This is a genomic window from Streptomyces sp. NPDC006385, assembly GCF_040612485.1.
Taxonomy (GTDB): Bacteria; Actinomycetota; Actinomycetes; order Streptomycetales; family Streptomycetaceae; genus Streptomyces.
The window spans coordinates 48,024-63,456 of the sequence record NZ_JBEXQG010000052.1 but is presented as its reverse complement, the minus strand read 5'-3'; the positions used below and the strand labels follow the sequence as shown (position 1 = coordinate 63,456).

Below are 15,433 nucleotides of genomic sequence, written 5' to 3'. Positions count from 1 at the left end.
CCGGCCCGGCGGAGGTCAGCCCAGGTTCGGGATACGCCAGTCGATCGGCTCGTGGCCCTGCCGGGCCACCGCCTCGTTGATCTGCGTGAACGGGCGGGAGCCGAAGAACTTCTTCGCCGACAGCGGCGAGGGATGCGCTCCCTTGACCACCACGTGCCGCGTCTCGTCGATGAGCGGGAGCTTCTTCTGGGCGTAGTTGCCCCACAGCACGAACACCGCCGGGTCGGGTCGGTCCGCCACGGCCCGGATGACCGCGTCGGTGAACTTCTCCCAGCCCTTGCCCTTGTGCGAGTTCGCCTCGCCGCCTCGGACCGTCAGCACGGCGTTGAGCAGCAGGACGCCCTGCTGGGCCCAGGGCATCAGATAGCCGTTGTCGGGGACGGGGAGGCCGAGCTCCTCCTGCATCTCCTTGTAGATGTTGCGCAGGGAGGGCGGCGTCCGCACTCCGGGGCGGACCGAGAAGCACAGGCCGTGCCCCTGACCCTCGCCGTGGTACGGGTCCTGACCGAGGATCAGGACCTTGACCTTCTCGTACGGCGTCGCGTCCAGGGCCGCGAAGACCTCCTCGCGCGGCGGGTGGACGGGACCCTTCGCCCGCTCCTCCTCGACGAACTCCGTCAGCTCCTTGAAGTAGGGCTGCTGCAGTTCGTCGCCCAGAACCCCGCGCCAGGACTCGGGCAGCATGGCGATGTCGGTCACGTCAACTTCCTTACGATGTGCGGCAGACGATGTGCGGTCCACGACCAGAGGTCGCTTCCAGGCTTCAGAACCTACAGGCGACCACTGACAATCGCCCCGCGGACCGCACATCCCGGCAGGCCGCCCCGGAGGGCGTGCCTACCAGCTGGTCTTCCGGTACAGCTCGCCCACCATCATGATCGTCGACGGGTCCAGGGCCCGCTCCGCGCCGGAGACGTCCTCGCTCGCGGCGACGTACTGCCGGCCCTGCCACAGCGGCAGCAGGCGCGCGTCGTTGACGAGGATGCGCTGGGCCTCCTCGAAGTCCTTGACCACGTCGGCCCGGTCGCTCTGGGCACGGGAGTTGGGCAGCAGGGTCTCGGTGATCTTGGGCGTCACATAGGGCGTGCCGAGCGCGTTCCGCTCACCGACGAACGGCGCGATGAAGTTGTCCGCGTCCGGGAAGTCGGGGAACCAGCCACGCCCGAACACCGGGTACTCGCCCTTCAGGTAGCCGGCGACGTACGTCTTCCAGGGGCGGCTCTTGAGGGTGATCTCGAAGAGACCGGACTCTTCGAGCTGGGTCTTCAGCTCCTCGAACTCCGCCTTGGTGGCGGAGCCGTAGCGGTCGGTGGTGTACCAGAAGGTGAGCGGGACGGGGGCCGTGATGCCCGCCTCCGCGAGGATCTCGCGGGCCTTGCTCACGCTGGGGTCGCCGTAGTCGTCGAAGAAGCCCGTGGTGTGCCCGGTCAGGCCCTTGGGGACCATGGAGTACAGCGGCTCGACGGTGTCCTTGTAGACCTTGTGGGCGATCGCCGGGCGGTCGATGACCTGGGCGATGGCCCTGCGCACGGCCGACTTGCCGGCCATGGGGTCCTTCGGGTTGAAGACCAGGTAGTTGATCTCGGTGCCGGACCCCTCGATCAGCTGGAGTTGATCGTCGTCGTCGGCCTGGATGTCGACGATGTCGTCGGCGGCCAGGCCGCGGATGGCGACGTCGACCTCCTTGTCGCGCAGCGCGGCGACCATGGTGGGCGAGTCCTGGAAGTAGCGGATGGTCACCGCGTCGTTCTTGCGCTCCGCGTAGCCCTTGTAGTCGCCGTACTTGACGAGTTCGGCCTGCTTGCCCTCGTCGTAGGACTCGAGGGTGTACGGCCCTGACCCGACGACGGTGCCGTCCTCGCGCAGCCTGTCGGCCGGGTACTCCTCGGGGTCGACGATGGACATCGCGGGCGTGGCGAGCACGAACGGGAAGGTCGCGTCGGCCCTGTTGAGGTGGAAGACGACCTCGCGGTCGTTCAGCACCTGAACCCGTTCGAGGCTGCCGAGCAGACCGGCGGGGCCGCCGTTGACGTTGATCTTCCGGATCCGGTCGATCGAGTGCTTGACCGCCTTCGCGTCGAGGGCGTTCCCGTCGGAGAACTTCAGGCCCTCGCGCAGCTCGCACTTGTACTTCGTGTTCGAGCTGTCGGTGAACTCGCAGCTCTCGGCGGCGTCGGGCTCGGGTGCGGTCGAGCCGGAGGGGTAGCTGAGCAGCGTCTGGTAGATGTTCCGGAACAGTTCCCAGGAGCTGTCCCAGGTCGCGGCGGGATCAAGGGCGCTGGGGGCGGCCGTCGTCCCCACGACGATCGGGCCGTCCTCCTCCGTCGAATCGGACGAGAGGACGCCGCATCCCGCCACCAGGGACGATATGGACGCGATGGCCGCCACCTGCCGCAGGCGTCGGATCCGGTTGAACACGCGCACGCTCCTCGATCTGCCATACCAAGGGTCGGCAAAACATACCGCAGTGTTCCGGCCGGTTGACCTCCCGTCTCAGGAGCACTTGTTCGACTCGGCGGTGACAGCGTTGTCAAGGGCCGTTGATCTCCCGAAACGCCGACACGGGCGCCGCCGTGTCCAGCGGCGCCCGTGTCGAGGTCCCGTGCGTCAGCCGACGCCGGCGTTGAGGAAGATGCCGCCGTCGACCACGAGCGTCTGCCCGGTGACCCAGTCGGACTGGTCCGAGGTGAGGAACGCGGCGGCGCCGCCGATGTCGGACGGCACGCCGAGCCGGCCCAGCGGGTAGGCCGCGGCGGCCTCCGCCTCCCGGCCCTCGTAGAGGGCCTGTGCGAACTTGGTCTTCACCACGGCCGGGGCGATCGCGTTGACCCGCACCTTGGGCGCGAACTCGTGCGCGAGCTGCTGGGTGAGGTTGATCAGCGCGGCCTTGCTGACGCCGTAGGCGGCGATGAACGGCGAGGGCGCGATGCCCGCGACGGAGGCGATGTTGACGATGGCGCCGCCGTTGTCGTTCTGCCAGGCGTGCCAGGTCTTCTGCGCGAAGCCCAGCGCCGAGATCACGTTGGTCTCGAAGACCTTGCGCGCGACACCCAGGTCGAGGTCGGCGATCGGCCCGAAGACCGGGTTCGTACCGGCGTTGTTGACCAGGAAGTCGACCCGGCCGAAGGCCTCCATGGCGCGTTCGACGGCGAGGGCCTGGTGGGCCTCGTCGTGCGCCTTGCCGGCCACGTACACGGCGCGGTCGGCGCCGAGCCGCTCGACGGCCTCCTTGAGGGCGTCCTCGCCCCGGCCGGTGAGGACGACGCGGTCGCCGCGGGCGACGAGCGCCTCGGCGACGCCGTAGCCGATGCCGCGGCTGGCGCCCGTGACGAGGGCGACCTTGCCGGAAAGTGCGGGCAGTTCAGTCATGTCCGTGTCTCCCAGGTCCTAGTCGAGCGGTCCGCCGGCGACGTACAGCACCTGGCCGGAGACGAAGCCGGCCGCCTCGCCGGTGAAGAAGGCGATCGCGTTGGCGATGTCGTCCGGTTCGCCGACACGCGCCACCGGGATCTGGGTGGCGGCAGCGGCCTTGAAGTCCTCGAAGCCCATGCCGACGCGCTCGGCGGTGGCCTTGGTCATCTCGGTGGCGATGAAGCCGGGGGCGACGGCGTTGGCGGTGACGCCGAACTTGCCGAGCTCCTTGGCGAGGGTCTTGGTGAAGCCCTGCAGACCGGCCTTGGCGGCGGAGTAGTTGACCTGGCCGCGGTTGCCCAGCGCGGAGGACGAGGAGAGGTTGACGATGCGGCCGAAGCCCGCGTCCACCATGTGCTTCTGGCAGGCCTTGGACATCAGGAAGGCGCCGCGCAGGTGCACGTTCATGACGGAGTCCCAGTCGGCGACGCTCATCTTGAACAGCAGGTTGTCGCGCAGCACACCCGCGTTGTTGACCAGGATCGTCGGGGGGCCGAGCTCCTCGGCGATCCGGGCGACGGCCGCCTCGACCTGGGCCTCGTCGGAGACGTCGCAGCCGACCGCGATCGCCTTGCCGCCGGCCGCGGTGATCTTCTCCACGGTGTCCTTGCAGGCGGCCTCGTCGAGGTCGATCACGGCGACCGCTCGGCCTTCGGCGGCCAGTCGTACGGCGGTGGCGGCGCCGATGCCGCGCGCTGCGCCGGTGACCACGGCGACCCGCTGCTCAGTGGTGGACATTGCTGGTTCTCCTCGCCCTCGAGATGCGGCTCATGCGGCACGCCCGATGGTGAGCGACCGCTTAGTACCTTCAGCAGACGTGACGCTAGAAGCCCTGGCACCCGGTGTCAACGGCCGACCGGCCGCGTGTGATCGATTCCCCGGACGAGCGACGCGAACCGGGCACACCCACCCAGGGTCCTCGCCCGCCGCCGCCCCGCCGTGAGCACCCGAACGGCCTACGGCTGCGCGCCGTGGAGCGAGGGGGCCCCTAGCGTCGAAGCGCGAGGTCAGAGATGGCTGGAAAGGAGGCGCGCCATGCGCCGTCGCACCGGTGCCGTCGGCATGTTGTTCGCGCTCGCCGCGACAGTGCCGTTCGCCGAACCCGCTCACGCCCAGGACAACAGCGACTGCCGCGACTTCACCTACCAGGAGGACGCGCAGGCCCACTACAACGCGGACCCGAGGGATCCCGACCGGCTCGACGAGGATCAGGGGCCGGACGACGGCATCGCCTGCGAGGGGCTGCCCCGTCGTGGCGGCCGAGGCGGGAACGGTGACGGGGGCGACCGAGGCGGGGACGGCGACGAGGGCCACATCTCCTCCACCAGCCGGCCAAAGATGCCCATGACTCCGATGGCCCCCGCGACTCCCGCCACCGTCACCCCGACCCGGGGCACGCGGGGCGGGCTGGGCGGCGCTTCCCCGTCCGGGCCGAGCGGCTGGGACGTCGCCATCGGCCTGACCTTCGTGACGGGCTCCGCGCTCACGGCCGGTTACCTGGTGAAACGCCGCCGGACCTGAGGCCCGGCGGGGGCGTTGCGCCGTCGAGGGGGCGGTCACCGCACCAGCAGGTCCAGCAGGCGCTCCGTCTCGGCCGCCGGATCGGCGGTGAGTCCCGTGTGCACCGGCCCCGGCTGCACGACCGTGGACCTGGGCGCGATCAGCCAGCGGAAGCGGCGTCCGGCGTCGTCGCCCGCGGCCTGGCCCGCCGCCTCGCCACCGGCGCAGACCCCCTCCACGGCGCGCAGCGCGGCCCGTACGCCGGCCACGTCCGCCTGCGGGTCGAGGGCCAGCAGCCGGGCCTCGTCCAGGTGGGTGCGCGCCCCGACGAAGGTCTTGGCGCGGCAGTACACGAGCACGCCGGCATTGATGCACTCGCCGCGCTCGACACGGGGTACGACGCGCAGGAGGGCGTACTCGAAGACGTGCCGGTCGCCGCCCTGGCCCGCCTTGATGAAGTGGCGGTCGCTCACTTGGCCCCCTCGATTCCGTCGATGCGCTCATGGACGGCGGCCGCCCGCGCCAGCAGCGGTCGCGCGTAGGCCCGCCGCAGGTCATCCGCGCTGTCGAAGCCGGGCTCGGCGGCCAGCCAGGCGTCCGGGATCTCAGCGGTGACCTCGGCGAGGAGGTCCTCGGTGACGAGGGGGGCCAGCTCGGCGGCGGCGCCCGCGACGTCCGGCGCGAAGGGGCGCAGGACATGGTCGGAGGCGTCGTAGGGGCGCGCGGCGGACGCCTCGGCGGCGGGCCAGTTGTGCTGCCAGATCATCGTCGCGCCATGGTCGATGAGCCACAACTCCCCTTGCCACATCAGCAGGTTGGGGTTGCGCCAGGACCGGTCGACGTTGTTCACCAGCGCGTCGAACCACACGATCCGCCCGGCTTCCGCGCGGCTCACCGAGAAGGCGAGGGGGTCGAAGCCGAGCGCGCCGGAGAGGAAGTCCATACCGAGGTTGGCGCCGCCGCTGGACCTGAGCAACTCCTGCACTTCCTGGTCGGGTTCGCCGAGCCCCAGCACCGGGTCGAGCTCCACCGTCGCCAGCCGGGGCACGCGCAGGCCCAGCCGCCGGGCGAGTTCACCGCAGACGACCTCGGCGACCAGCGTCTTGCGGCCCTGTCCGGCGCCGGTGAGCTTCATGACGTACGTCCCGAAGTCGTCCGCCTCGACGAGACCCGGCAGCGAGCCACCCTCGTGCAGGGGCGCGATATAGCGGGTCGCGGTGACCATTTTCAACACTTCCCAGGCCGTCCATCTCTTCAGCCTTGCAATCCACGGCAGACTTGGGAGGGGTGGAACAGCGGGAATCACCGGTCAACGAGCCAGGGGAGAATCTGGGGAGTTTCGGCCGGCAGGCCGATCTCCCCGCTCCCCAAGCAGTCCGTCGATGGCGGTGCGCCCCTCGCTTCCAGCCTCCGGCATGAAGTGAGCATAGTAACCGAGGGTGATCACGGGCGAGGAGTGCCCGAGCCACCGCGCCGAGGTCACGACCGACTCTCCGGCCTCCGGCATGATCGAGGCATCGAGGCATAGGTGTGCCTCAGCACGTGGAATCCGTCCTTCGTGCCCGCCGCCCACTGCCAGGGGTTCGCTCCCTCGGCGCGCGGTGGGACAATGCCGGCCTCGACCAACGCCAGCTTCCAGGTGTAGGTGTTCCACGTGTTCACCGCGACGCCCCACGGAAGCTCCACTCCCCCCGGCGGGAACGCTTCGACGTGGCGCTTCAACTCATCGGCCACCGAAGAGGGCATGCCGACGGTACGCGCCTTCTTCCCCTTCGGCAGGGCGAAGTACAGCCTTCCACAGATCGCCTGGATGGCGCCGGACATGGAGGACGCCTCGCGCGTAGTCGATGTCCTTCGGGCTCAGCCCGAACACCTCGCCCTGACGGAGCCCGCATCCCAGGCCGACTACGACGGCTGTCCGCAATCAGAGTGGATCACTGGCCGGACATGCTGCGCTGAACACCGCCGTCGAGCAGCTGCGGCCCTGCCCGCCGACCGGCGCGAGTGCGACGTCCTGGATGACGATGTGGCGCGGCTTCCCGGCCGCGTCACGCGAACTCGAACTGCCTGGGCCGCTACAGCTTCCGCGCCACCGTCCCGGCGGGCGGGGCCTGCGCGGGCTGCGCGACCCGGACGCCACCGGACTCGATGACGCGGACGGTGCCGAGGACTGACCGCGAACGCCGGGACGGCCGTCCGCCCGCCTCCACCGAGCGTTTTCGCGACTCAACATGGCACCGCGGGCGGTCGCCCTTGCGGGGCCTGGTGGGGTCAACCGGTCAGGGCGGCGAGGGTGGCGTCGAGGTCGGTGGCTGTGGGCTGGTTGTGGGGGAGTTTGGCGAGGATCTTGGCCATGCCGCAGGTGTTGGTGAGGGCAGAGAAGACCAGGCCGCCGGCGACGCCCGCGGACAGCCAGCGGGCCGCGCTCCAGCGCTGTCCGGCGAGCAGCCCGGTCAGGACGAGTGATCCGGCGGCGAGGCGGACCTGGCGGTCCATGGCCCAGGGGGTGCGGGTGCCGGCGGGGCGGTGGGTGTCGTGGCCCAGCTGGGTCCAGGCGGTGGTGCCGCCGGTGAGGGTGGCGGCGGTGATGCCCTGCTCGGCCAGGCGCCGGCAGGCGCTCGCGGAGCGGGCGCCGGAGGCGCACACGACGAGGAGGTCGCCGCGGGCGGCGGCGGTCTTCAGGGCAGGCATGGCCACGTCGAGGTGGTCGAGGGGGATGTTGTGGGCGCCGGGCAGGTGGCCGGAGGCGTATTCGCCGGGGGTGCGCACGTCGATGACGGTCAGCTCGTTCAGGCGGGCGTTGGCCTGGTCGGCGGTGAGGGCGGTGGTGGGTGCCACGGGGGATTGTCCTTCGCTCGGTTGCGGTCACCCCTTCGGTAGGATACCCAAGGGGGTATCTCGAAGGAGAGGAGTGTGGGTTGTGGAACTGGCGATGGCGGCTGAGGAACTGAAGACGGTGGTCAACCGGCTGCGCCGGGCGCAGGGCCAGATCGCCGGTGTGATCAAGATGATTGAGGAGGGGCGGGACTGCGAGGACGTGGTCACACAGCTCGCGGCAGCCTCCCGGGCGTTGGACAAGGCGGGTTTCGCGATCATCGCCACGGGGTTGCAGCACTGCCTGACCGATGCGGACATGGCCGCTTCCGGTGACCGGGAGCAGATGCGGGCCCGGCTGGAGAAGCTGTTCCTTTCTCTGGCCTGAGGCCGTGTCGCCGCCGGCGTCTGATCGCCCGCCCGGTGTGTCAGGTGAGGGCGTCGATGAACATGAAGGCGGCCACGGCCAGCAGCACGATGGCGAAGATACGCTGCAACAGGGTGCCGGTGACCTTGGCGGCCAGGCGTTTGCCGTCCCAGGCGCCGAGGATCGCGGCCGCGGTGAACGGGCCGATGACCGCCCAGTCGATGCCGGCGGTGGTGGCGCCGCGGGTGGCCAGTGAGGCCATGGAGTTCGCCGAGATGACCAACAGGCTGGTGCCGACGGCGGCCTGCATCTCGAAGGCCAGCACGGTGACCAGGGCGGGCACGGCGAGGAAGCCTCCGCCGACACCGAGCAGCCCGGTCAGCGCCCCCAGTCCCGCGCCGGTCCCGGCGGCCTTCGCCGGTTGCACCACAGGCATCTGACCGGTGCCCGTCTCGCTGGGACGCAGCATCTTCACGGCGGCGAGGGCAGCGAATGCGGCGAATGCGGCGGTCAGTACGGGTTGCGGCACGCGGGAGGCGGCGGCTCCGGCCGCGGCGGCGGGCAGGAGTCCGGCCGCGGCGAACAGGGCGCCGGCCTTCCAGCGGACGTTGCCGGTGCGGGCGTGGGCGTACAGGGCGGTGAGCGAGGTGGCGGTGACGATGATCAGGCTGGCGGTGGTGGCGGCGGCCGAGGTGAAGCCGAGCAGGTAGATCAGCGCGGGCACCGCCAGGACGCTGCCGCCCCCGCCGAGCGCGCCGAGCGCGAGTCCGACCACGGCTCCTGCGATCAGGGCCAGGATCAGCGCGCTCACGCTATGACACCGCCGCCGCCCTGGCCGGTGACCGGCAGGCCCTCACGCGCCCAGGCGGTCATGCCGCCGGTGACGTCGGTGGCCTCGATGCCGCGGCCGGCCAGGAGCTTGGCGGCCTGCTGGGAGCGGTGACCGGAGCGGCAGATCGCCACCACCGGCTTGCTCTGCGCGCGGGCTGGGAGCGATGCCCCGGCCATCAGGCGGGACAGCGGCAGGTGCAGCGCGTCGGGCGCGTGCCCGGCTGTCCATTCCGGTGTTTCGCGGACGTCCAGCAGCACGGCCTGGCCGTCGCTGGTGCGCTGGTGGGCCTGCTTCGGGGTGAGGCGGCGGGGGCCGCGGCGGAGAAGCGAGAACATCGTCTGATCACTTTCATGCAGGTGGTGCGGGCAGGGCGTGTCAGTCGGTGCCGTCGGTGCGGGTGAGGGTCAGTCCCGCCTCGGTGGCGGCGTCGAAGCCGTCGTCGACGGCGACCACGTCACGGCCGGCGGCATCGAGCAGGGAGGCGGCGATCGCCGCGCGCATCCCGCCGGCGCAGTGCACCCACACCACCCCGTCCGGCACCTCACTGATGCGGCCGTGCAGCTCGTGGATCGGGATGTGGACCGAGCCGTCGATGTAGCCGCCCGCGCGCTCCGAGTCCCTGCGCACGTCCAGGACGACCACGTCGTCGCCGCGCTCGCGCACCTGGGCGAGGTCGGCGAAGCGGGCGCGGAGGAAGGAGGCGAGCTGCTCGCCGGCGCGGACCCAGCCGGCCGGGTCGCCGGTGGCGGCGGCGGCCGGGCGGTCGATGCCCACCCGGGCCAGCTCCCGCTGCGCGTCGGTGATCTGCTCCGCGGTGTCGGCGAGCAGGGTGACGGGCTTGCCCCACGGGATCAGCCAGGCCAGGTAGGTGGCGAGCTTGCCCTCGCCCTCGAAGTTGAACGACCCGGCCACGTGCCCCTCGGCGAAGGCCATGCGGCTGCGCAGGTCCACCACCCACTCACCCGCGGCCAGCCGGGCGGCGACCTCCTCGGCGTCCGCACGCTTCGGAGGGGTGAGGTCGACCGGCGCGGGGCCCGCGGCGTTGGCCGGGCCCATGTGCGCGTAGTAGGCGGGCACGTCCTCCAGCCCCGTGAGTATCTGCGCGACGAAGGTGTCCACGTCCAGGGTCAGCGCATCGTTGGTCTTGCGCTCCTGGCCGATCGTGGTCGCATCCCCCTCGGCCTGCGAGGAAGTACAGAAGCTGCCGAACCCGTGCGTGGGCAGCACCGGCACCTCGTCGTCCAGCTCATCGGCCAGCCGGTGCGCGGAGGCGTGCTGGGCGCGGGCCAGCTGCTCGGTCAGCCTCGGTTCGACCAGGTCCGGACGGCCCACCGCGCCGATCAGCAGCGACCCGCCGGTGAACGCCGCCACATCACGCCCGTCCTCGGTCAGGGCGTAAGAGGTGTGGTGCGGGGTGTGCCCGGGAGTGGCGATCGCGCGCAGCGCCACATCCTCGTCCACCGTCACGGTGTCGCCGTCGGCAACCGGGGTGCGGGCGAAGGACACCTGCGCCCCGGCCGGCACCAGGTACTGGGCGCCGGTGACGCGGGCCAGCTCCAGGCCGCCGGTGACGTAGTCGTTGTGCACGTGGGTTTCGGCGACGTACGCGATGCGCACCCCGCGGCGGGCCGCTGCGGCGATGACCTGATCGATGTCGCGCGGCGGGTCGATGACCACCGCGGCATTGGGTCCGCCGGCTAGGTAGCTGCGGTTGCCCAGGCCCTCGAATTCCAGGGTGTCGACAAAGAACACGACTACGACTCCTCTCGAACGATGTACCCCGGGGGGTATCGGATACTCACTCTAGCAGTCATACCCGGGGGGGTATTCAGGGGTCGAAAGCGCCCCGCCCCCGGCATCGCCGCGCCCGGCGCGGCTACCGGGCGGGGGCATAGAGGAATGAGTCTTTCCGAACCATCGGGGAGTGTCCGTGTCCTACGACCGCACCGTCCGCCTCGACGCCGACTTCGACACCGCCGTCACCGCCGTCACCGCCGTCCGCACAGCCCTGGCCGACCACGACCAGGGCTTCGGAGTCCTCACCGAGATCGACGTCAACGCCACCCTCAAGGCCAAGCTCGGCCACGACATGGAGGACTACCTGATCTCCGCGTACAGGGACTTGGCGAGCACGGAGTGCGCGGCGCCGGCGGCCGGCAGGGTCATCCCGCGCAGGACCGGGCTCCGGCGGCGGCGTACGGGGGCGAACTGGCTGACGGCGAAGGTGAACAGCGGTCCGACGGCCAGGACTGCACTGCGGCGTGCAGCCACGGCTCATGCCGCATGGCCGCGAACAGTCCTGTGCGGTACAGCAGCCACAGTCCCCCGACATCGAGCAGGGCCGCCGGCGGCGGGAAGACCAGCGAGTCCGCCACACGGCTGTGCGCGAGAGCCAGCAGCCCCCGGCGCGTGGCACCGGGTCGCCGCGGTATCACCGGGGCATGCGGTATCCGCAAGGGGGCGGCTGAGCTGGCCAAGGCACCGGCGGCGCACGGCTGGGAGGACCAGCGGTGGACGCCGGCACGGGTCAGGACGGTGATCGGCCGGCGCTTCCACCTGACCTACACCATCCAGGGCGCGCGGAAGCTGCTGGTACGCAACGGCTGGTCCTGCCAGGTGCCTGCCCGACGCACGACGGAGCGGGACGACGACGCCGTCACGGGGTGGGTCAAGGAGGTATGGCCTCGCGCCGAAGGCTCACGGCGGCCCGTGGAGCCTGGCTCGTCTTCGAGGGCGGAGCCGGATTCTGCGTGACGCCGCCGCAGGCGAAGACCTGATCCCAACGCGGCCGGACTCCGGTGGGGCGGGTCCGCGGCCGTTCCCGCAGACGGGTGTCCAACGCCGCACTGACCTGCTACAGACCCGGCCACCGTTCCCGGCTGATCCACCGGCCACGACGGGACGACGGCAGGCGCGACGGACATAGGAGCTTCTCCTTTCACGCTTTCAAGACAGTGCCGTGTCAGCCGTCTCGATCGGTCGACAAGCCGTGGGCCCGCCTGTACTCCCTGATCAGTGACTCAGGGAGTCGACCTCGGGTGTTCACCGGTCGGCCCTCGGCCTTGGCCCAGGCGCGTACTTGCGCTGGCTCGATGTCGTTCGAGGATGGGGTGGGCTCTGGTAGGCCATCCGGCAGGGAGCTGGAGGACGCTGCGATCGCATTCGCCGGGGTGTTCCATGGTGAGTCCGTACCGACGGCCTTCGTCTCGATCGCCGAAGCCAGTGAGCGTAGCCGCAAAGCGATCAGTTCCGGTGGTGCCGTGATCGCGTGATCGCCGCCTCGTTCAAGCACGCCTGCGACGCAGGGACTGGTGAGGAAGGCCAGCGCCTCTTCGATCTCCTTCTTGTCGAGCGGCGTCTCCAGCGATGCCTTCGTCTCACGCCAGATGTCTCGTACGTCCAGCGCGCCGGCACCGAACTCGATGTCGGCAGGATCGTTCGCACTCTTCCACATGGCGTTGACCACGAGCGCCAGTGCTTCGGTCCGCCGTTCCGTCTCGCTCCAAGTGTGCTCGAGTGCGTCGGCTTGGCCTGCGAGAAGCAAGGCGACGAGTTCGTGTGGGTAGAGGGGGGTGTCGGAGTGGCGGACGACTGCCTCTGCGAGCTGCTTGGCCGTCAGTACTGCCACGCCTTCCTTGTCTGCCTCCTGGGACACCCAAGTGTCGAACCCAGGGCCGATCAGCACGGTGTGGTCGGCGTGGTGGCGGGCGCGGTGCTTGCTGAGCCGCATGAATTTCACGTCCTGGTCGGTCACCAGACCGGCACCGTCCGTCTTGGCTTCCACAGCGATGCGCCGTCGGTTTGCCGGGGAAAGCCACAGTGTGACAACCATGTCTGTCTTGGCCGGTCCGCTGTGCACTTCGACGTCCGCCCCGAGGTATCGGAAAGCCTCCGCCAGAGCACGCTCGAACCGCTGGTAGTTCGCACTGTCCGTGGACGAGCTCACCACCTCGGCCGCCAATCGCTCAGGCAGGGGAAGGCGCTGGCTGTCCTCTGTCGCGACGGTGCCTGCCGGGCTCAGCACGCTGTCCTGATGAGCATCGTGGCGTTGCTGAAGAGGAAGTGAGCCGGCAAGTGCCGTACCGAGCGCGGTCCTGCGCGTCACATTCCCAATGCGCTCGGCGAGCCCCGCTTCCACGAGGAGAGCGACGCGTGCCGTCACGTCCTTCCGGGTGAGACCGGACGTGGGGTACCTCTCGGCCAGGATTGCGGTCAACCTGCCCGAGTCGGATTCGGATTCCAAAGCGTCCAGGGTTTCCCCGAGCAGGGTCAGGTTGAGATGTAGGTGGCGGATGAGGTCCACGGCCTCCCCAGAGGCGAACCACTCCGCCGCGAGGTCGGTCGCCGCGAATTGGTCCGGCCCCACCTGGACCATCAGATCGAGGCCTTGGAGAGTGTTGAGCGACTGCTCAGCAGATGACTTGCTGACTTCGAAGACTTCAACGGAGAACTGGATGAACTCACTGCGGGACAGACTGTCCGTCGCAGCATCGACGAGGCGGCTGAGGGCCGCCATGTTCGCTCCGCCCGCGATGTACCCCAACACTCGCTTGCGCGCCTGCAACTCCTCCTCGGTGATCTCGTTGAGACGCTCGGCAAGCAGACGCGGAGGTTCTGGAAGCTCCGCGGCAAGGCTGGCGGCCTGTCTCTGCGACTCCAGGTCGCTTGGACGAACCAGGCTCAGCCGGGACAGCAGTGCCAGGCCGTCCTTTGCCGGGGTGATCTTTCCATTGGTCCAGTATTCGACCATGCCCGTGCCGCGCATCCAGTGCACTCGTCGGCGAACCTGGTCGAGCGACTTCCAGTTCAGCCCATAGCTATCGACGGCGATGTGATTCAACTCGTCGTAGGTGAGGCCCTCGCCGATCACCTCCAACGTCTCGCCGAAGAAGCGGACATGAGCGTGAAGCACAGCAGTGAGGTAATCGACTTCACCGGTGTCGAGGAAGTGCCTGGCTTCAGGCGTGAGAAGGACACGCGACGGACGGCCCTCCCGCGTGAACAGGCCGCAGTTCCCCATGTAGTGGAGCACCTGACGCAGTGGGACAGGAGAGGCGGCACCTGGCCAGGTGAACGTTCGGTCCACCAGGGGATCGGCGTCGATGTCCTTCAACAGAGCCGTGAGGTTGTCTATGAGCTCGGAGAAGTGACCCGGAATATAGGGGGCCGTACCGGCCCGGGCCAGCCACGGGAGAGGGGTGGGGAAGTCTCCGCCGTCTGACTCGAGCGCTTGTGGCATGAATGGGGCTCCCGCTAGAGATGGTTGAGCATGTGATGCGGAGCATCACGAGTGCCGTCAATGATGGCCTCAAGTGTCCAGTGCTGCCACCGGTTTGAGTCATGTTGGCAATACTTCGGATGCTTGCTCGGCCGTACTGGAAGGAGAGTGGGTCGCCGCCTTCGAAGATCATGCTGGGTACGATCGCCGGCAGGATGCCACCGCCTGGTTTGTCGGCAGCGAGGTCGGCGGAACCCGGTTGCGGTACAGCAGCGGCACACGGCAACCAGCCCGAGGTCTACCGCCAAACCGGTGAGAACTTGCCCACGGCCGGTCGGAGGCCGCGCGTCCCGGGAGGCTTGTTCGGATGCCGTGATCACACCGGCCACCCGAAGGTCACCCCGTGATACCCGGCGTCAACGCACGGGCTCAGGCTGCGGCCTTCCCGTCACGGCCGGACGCGAAAGCCAGGATGTGAGGAACCGCCTCCCGCAGACTGACGAAGTGGCGATGCACGCCCTCCACCGCGGCGACGGCGTTCACCCCCCACACCGTCATCCCGGCGCGCAGCCCGGACCGCACCCCGGACGGGGCGTCCTCGATGACCAGGCAGTCTCCCGGCTCGGCTCCGAGCCGCTCAGCGGCCAGCAGATACGGGACGGGAGAGGGCTTGCCCTCCTCGACAGCGGCGGCGTCCACGATCACGCCCGGCACCGGCAGGCCCGTCCGCAGGAAACGGCCGCGCACCCGGTGCTCGTAGTTCGAGGTCACCAGCGCCCAGGACCCCAGTGGCAGGCCGCGCAGCAGCTCCGAGGCGCCGTCGAAGGCCGCATAGACACCGGATCGGACGTCTTCGTCCTCGAGCTCATGCAGCATCGCCAGGCACTCGTGCGGATCTCGGTCCGCAGCGACCTGCGCGAACGTCTCCATCGGCCGCGTCCGCAGAGCCACCTCATAGACCCCGTCCGGATCCAGCCCGTACCGCTCCGCCCAGGTTCCCCACACCTTGCGCTGGTTGCCCACCGCGTCGATCAACGTGCCGTCGACGTCGAACAGGACGTACTTCACGCGGCCCGGCCGCGCAGGTTCACTGGTCACCCGTCGATCATGCCAGGCAGCGAACAGGCGATCGCGGGACAGCCTTCAAAGCACGGCGCAGATGGCTGTGATCTGGGCGTTTCCTTGGTATGGCCGGGGTGTTGTACCGATGAGTTCCGGATGCGTGCTCGGTCTATGGGTGGGTGTGATGGTCTCCGCAGCTCACGCGGAGAAGATCACCGGCCTGGACCCA

At 69.7% G+C, this 15,433-nt stretch carries 18 protein-coding genes and 2 pseudogenes; 6 read left to right on the top strand and 14 right to left on the bottom strand.

Features of this window, described 5'->3' with window-relative positions:
- Window positions 1-15: 15 nt before the first annotated feature.
- From ABZ078_RS31260 to fabG, 4 genes are all read right to left on the bottom strand, one after another.
- Complete coding sequence (locus tag ABZ078_RS31260) at window positions 16-699, bottom strand: uracil-DNA glycosylase (protein ID WP_356580800.1); 684 nt, start codon at window positions 697-699, stop codon at window positions 16-18.
- 138 nt (window positions 700-837) lie between these two features.
- Window positions 838-2,418, bottom strand: coding sequence for an ABC transporter substrate-binding protein (locus ABZ078_RS31255; RefSeq protein WP_356580798.1), 1,581 nt, complete (start codon window positions 2,416-2,418; stop codon window positions 838-840).
- Window positions 2,419-2,607: 189 nt separating this feature from the next.
- Window positions 2,608-3,369, bottom strand: a complete 762-nt coding sequence (locus ABZ078_RS31250; protein ID WP_356580796.1) for an SDR family oxidoreductase — start codon at window positions 3,367-3,369, stop codon at window positions 2,608-2,610.
- 18 nt (window positions 3,370-3,387) lie between these two features.
- On the bottom strand, window positions 3,388-4,149 hold the full coding sequence (fabG, locus tag ABZ078_RS31245; RefSeq protein WP_356580794.1) for a 3-oxoacyl-ACP reductase FabG: 762 nt from the start codon (window positions 4,147-4,149) through the stop codon (window positions 3,388-3,390).
- Between the two features lie 297 nt (window positions 4,150-4,446).
- Here fabG and ABZ078_RS31240 point away from each other — a divergent pair, with 297 nt between their 5' ends.
- Window positions 4,447-4,932: an excalibur calcium-binding protein gene (locus ABZ078_RS31240; RefSeq protein ID WP_356580792.1), complete on the top strand. Its 486-nt coding sequence runs from the start codon at window positions 4,447-4,449 to the stop codon at window positions 4,930-4,932.
- Window positions 4,933-4,967: 35 nt separating this feature from the next.
- Here ABZ078_RS31240 and ABZ078_RS31235 read toward each other — a convergent pair whose 3' ends face one another.
- From ABZ078_RS31235 to ABZ078_RS31225, 3 genes are all read right to left on the bottom strand, one after another.
- Window positions 4,968-5,384: a DUF3037 domain-containing protein gene (locus ABZ078_RS31235; protein ID WP_356580790.1), complete on the bottom strand. Its 417-nt coding sequence runs from the start codon at window positions 5,382-5,384 to the stop codon at window positions 4,968-4,970.
- Window positions 5,381-6,145, bottom strand: coding sequence for a HipA family kinase (locus ABZ078_RS31230; protein ID WP_356580788.1), 765 nt, complete (start codon window positions 6,143-6,145; stop codon window positions 5,381-5,383). The genes ABZ078_RS31235 and ABZ078_RS31230 overlap by 4 nt, the downstream gene beginning before the upstream one ends.
- 245 nt (window positions 6,146-6,390) lie before the next feature.
- Complete coding sequence (locus tag ABZ078_RS31225; protein ID WP_356580786.1) at window positions 6,391-6,735, bottom strand: hypothetical protein; 345 nt, start codon at window positions 6,733-6,735, stop codon at window positions 6,391-6,393.
- Window positions 6,736-6,929: 194 nt separating this feature from the next.
- Here ABZ078_RS31225 and ABZ078_RS31220 point away from each other — a divergent pair, with 194 nt between their 5' ends.
- Window positions 6,930-7,085, top strand: a complete 156-nt coding sequence (locus tag ABZ078_RS31220) for a hypothetical protein (RefSeq protein ID WP_356580784.1) — start codon at window positions 6,930-6,932, stop codon at window positions 7,083-7,085.
- Window positions 7,086-7,182: 97 nt separating this feature from the next.
- Here the strand turns inward: ABZ078_RS31220 and ABZ078_RS31215 are convergent, their stop codons facing one another.
- Complete coding sequence (locus ABZ078_RS31215) at window positions 7,183-7,749, bottom strand: rhodanese-like domain-containing protein (RefSeq protein ID WP_356580782.1); 567 nt, start codon at window positions 7,747-7,749, stop codon at window positions 7,183-7,185.
- Window positions 7,750-7,831: 82 nt separating this feature from the next.
- On the opposite strand from ABZ078_RS31215, the gene ABZ078_RS31210 reads away from it, so the two are divergent.
- On the top strand, window positions 7,832-8,113 hold the full coding sequence (locus tag ABZ078_RS31210; RefSeq protein ID WP_018845516.1) for a metal-sensitive transcriptional regulator: 282 nt from the start codon (window positions 7,832-7,834) through the stop codon (window positions 8,111-8,113).
- A 40-nt stretch (window positions 8,114-8,153) separates the two neighbouring features.
- Here ABZ078_RS31210 and ABZ078_RS31205 read toward each other — a convergent pair whose 3' ends face one another.
- Genes ABZ078_RS31205 through ABZ078_RS31195 form a run of 3 tightly spaced genes read right to left on the bottom strand, consistent with a single transcriptional unit; the run spans window position 8,154 to window position 10,676 of the window.
- Window positions 8,154-8,903, bottom strand: a complete 750-nt coding sequence (locus tag ABZ078_RS31205) for a sulfite exporter TauE/SafE family protein (RefSeq protein WP_356580780.1) — start codon at window positions 8,901-8,903, stop codon at window positions 8,154-8,156.
- A complete protein-coding gene (locus ABZ078_RS31200) occupies window positions 8,900-9,259 on the bottom strand; it encodes a rhodanese-like domain-containing protein (protein ID WP_356580778.1) in 360 nt (119 codons plus the stop codon). Before ABZ078_RS31200 ends, ABZ078_RS31205 begins: the two co-directional genes overlap by 4 nt.
- A 40-nt stretch (window positions 9,260-9,299) precedes the next feature.
- Complete coding sequence (locus ABZ078_RS31195; RefSeq protein WP_356580776.1) at window positions 9,300-10,676, bottom strand: MBL fold metallo-hydrolase; 1,377 nt, start codon at window positions 10,674-10,676, stop codon at window positions 9,300-9,302.
- A 178-nt stretch (window positions 10,677-10,854) separates the two neighbouring features.
- On the opposite strand from ABZ078_RS31195, the pseudogene ABZ078_RS31190 reads away from it, so the two are divergent.
- Window positions 10,855-11,031, top strand: a pseudogene (locus tag ABZ078_RS31190) (DUF302 domain-containing protein); the annotation flags it as partial.
- 55 nt (window positions 11,032-11,086) lie between these two features.
- On the opposite strand, the gene ABZ078_RS31185 reads toward ABZ078_RS31190, so the two are convergent.
- Window positions 11,087-11,299, bottom strand: coding sequence for a hypothetical protein (locus tag ABZ078_RS31185; RefSeq protein WP_356580774.1), 213 nt, complete (start codon window positions 11,297-11,299; stop codon window positions 11,087-11,089).
- Window positions 11,300-11,333: 34 nt separating this feature from the next.
- Here ABZ078_RS31185 and ABZ078_RS31180 point away from each other — a divergent pair, with 34 nt between their 5' ends.
- Window positions 11,334-11,678: a winged helix-turn-helix domain-containing protein gene (locus tag ABZ078_RS31180; protein WP_356580772.1), complete on the top strand. Its 345-nt coding sequence runs from the start codon at window positions 11,334-11,336 to the stop codon at window positions 11,676-11,678.
- Window positions 11,679-11,722: 44 nt separating this feature from the next.
- Window positions 11,723-11,863: pseudogene (locus tag ABZ078_RS31175) on the top strand (IS630 family transposase); the annotation flags it as partial.
- A 23-nt stretch (window positions 11,864-11,886) separates the two neighbouring features.
- On the opposite strand, the gene ABZ078_RS31170 reads toward ABZ078_RS31175, so the two are convergent.
- Together ABZ078_RS31170 and ABZ078_RS31165 are read right to left on the bottom strand one after the other, a co-directional pair.
- Window positions 11,887-14,163 carry a restriction endonuclease gene (locus tag ABZ078_RS31170; RefSeq protein WP_356580770.1) on the bottom strand — a complete coding sequence of 759 codons (2,277 nt, stop codon included), beginning with the start codon at window positions 14,161-14,163 and terminating at the stop codon, window positions 11,887-11,889.
- Between the two features lie 408 nt (window positions 14,164-14,571).
- Window positions 14,572-15,240: an HAD-IA family hydrolase gene (locus ABZ078_RS31165; protein ID WP_356580768.1), complete on the bottom strand. Its 669-nt coding sequence runs from the start codon at window positions 15,238-15,240 to the stop codon at window positions 14,572-14,574.
- Window positions 15,241-15,433: the final 193 nt, after the last annotated feature.

What these genes read in the sequence shown, in the direction of transcription:
- ABZ078_RS31240 (WP_356580792.1), top strand. Translation starts at nt 4,447, where the DNA reads ATGCGCCGTCGCACCGGTGCCGTCGGCATGTTGTTCGCGCTCGCCGCG.
- ABZ078_RS31200 (WP_356580778.1), bottom strand. Translation starts at nt 9,259, where the DNA reads ATGTTCTCGCTTCTCCGCCGCGGCCCCCGCCGCCTCACCCCGAAGCAG.
- ABZ078_RS31220 (WP_356580784.1), top strand. Translation starts at nt 6,930, where the DNA reads ATGACGATGTGGCGCGGCTTCCCGGCCGCGTCACGCGAACTCGAACTG.
- fabG (WP_356580794.1), bottom strand. Translation starts at nt 4,149, where the DNA reads ATGTCCACCACTGAGCAGCGGGTCGCCGTGGTCACCGGCGCAGCGCGC.
- ABZ078_RS31225 (WP_356580786.1), bottom strand. Translation starts at nt 6,735, where the DNA reads ATGTCCGGCGCCATCCAGGCGATCTGTGGAAGGCTGTACTTCGCCCTG.
- ABZ078_RS31170 (WP_356580770.1), bottom strand. Translation starts at nt 14,163, where the DNA reads ATGCCACAAGCGCTCGAGTCAGACGGCGGAGACTTCCCCACCCCTCTC.
- ABZ078_RS31250 (WP_356580796.1), bottom strand. Translation starts at nt 3,369, where the DNA reads ATGACTGAACTGCCCGCACTTTCCGGCAAGGTCGCCCTCGTCACGGGC.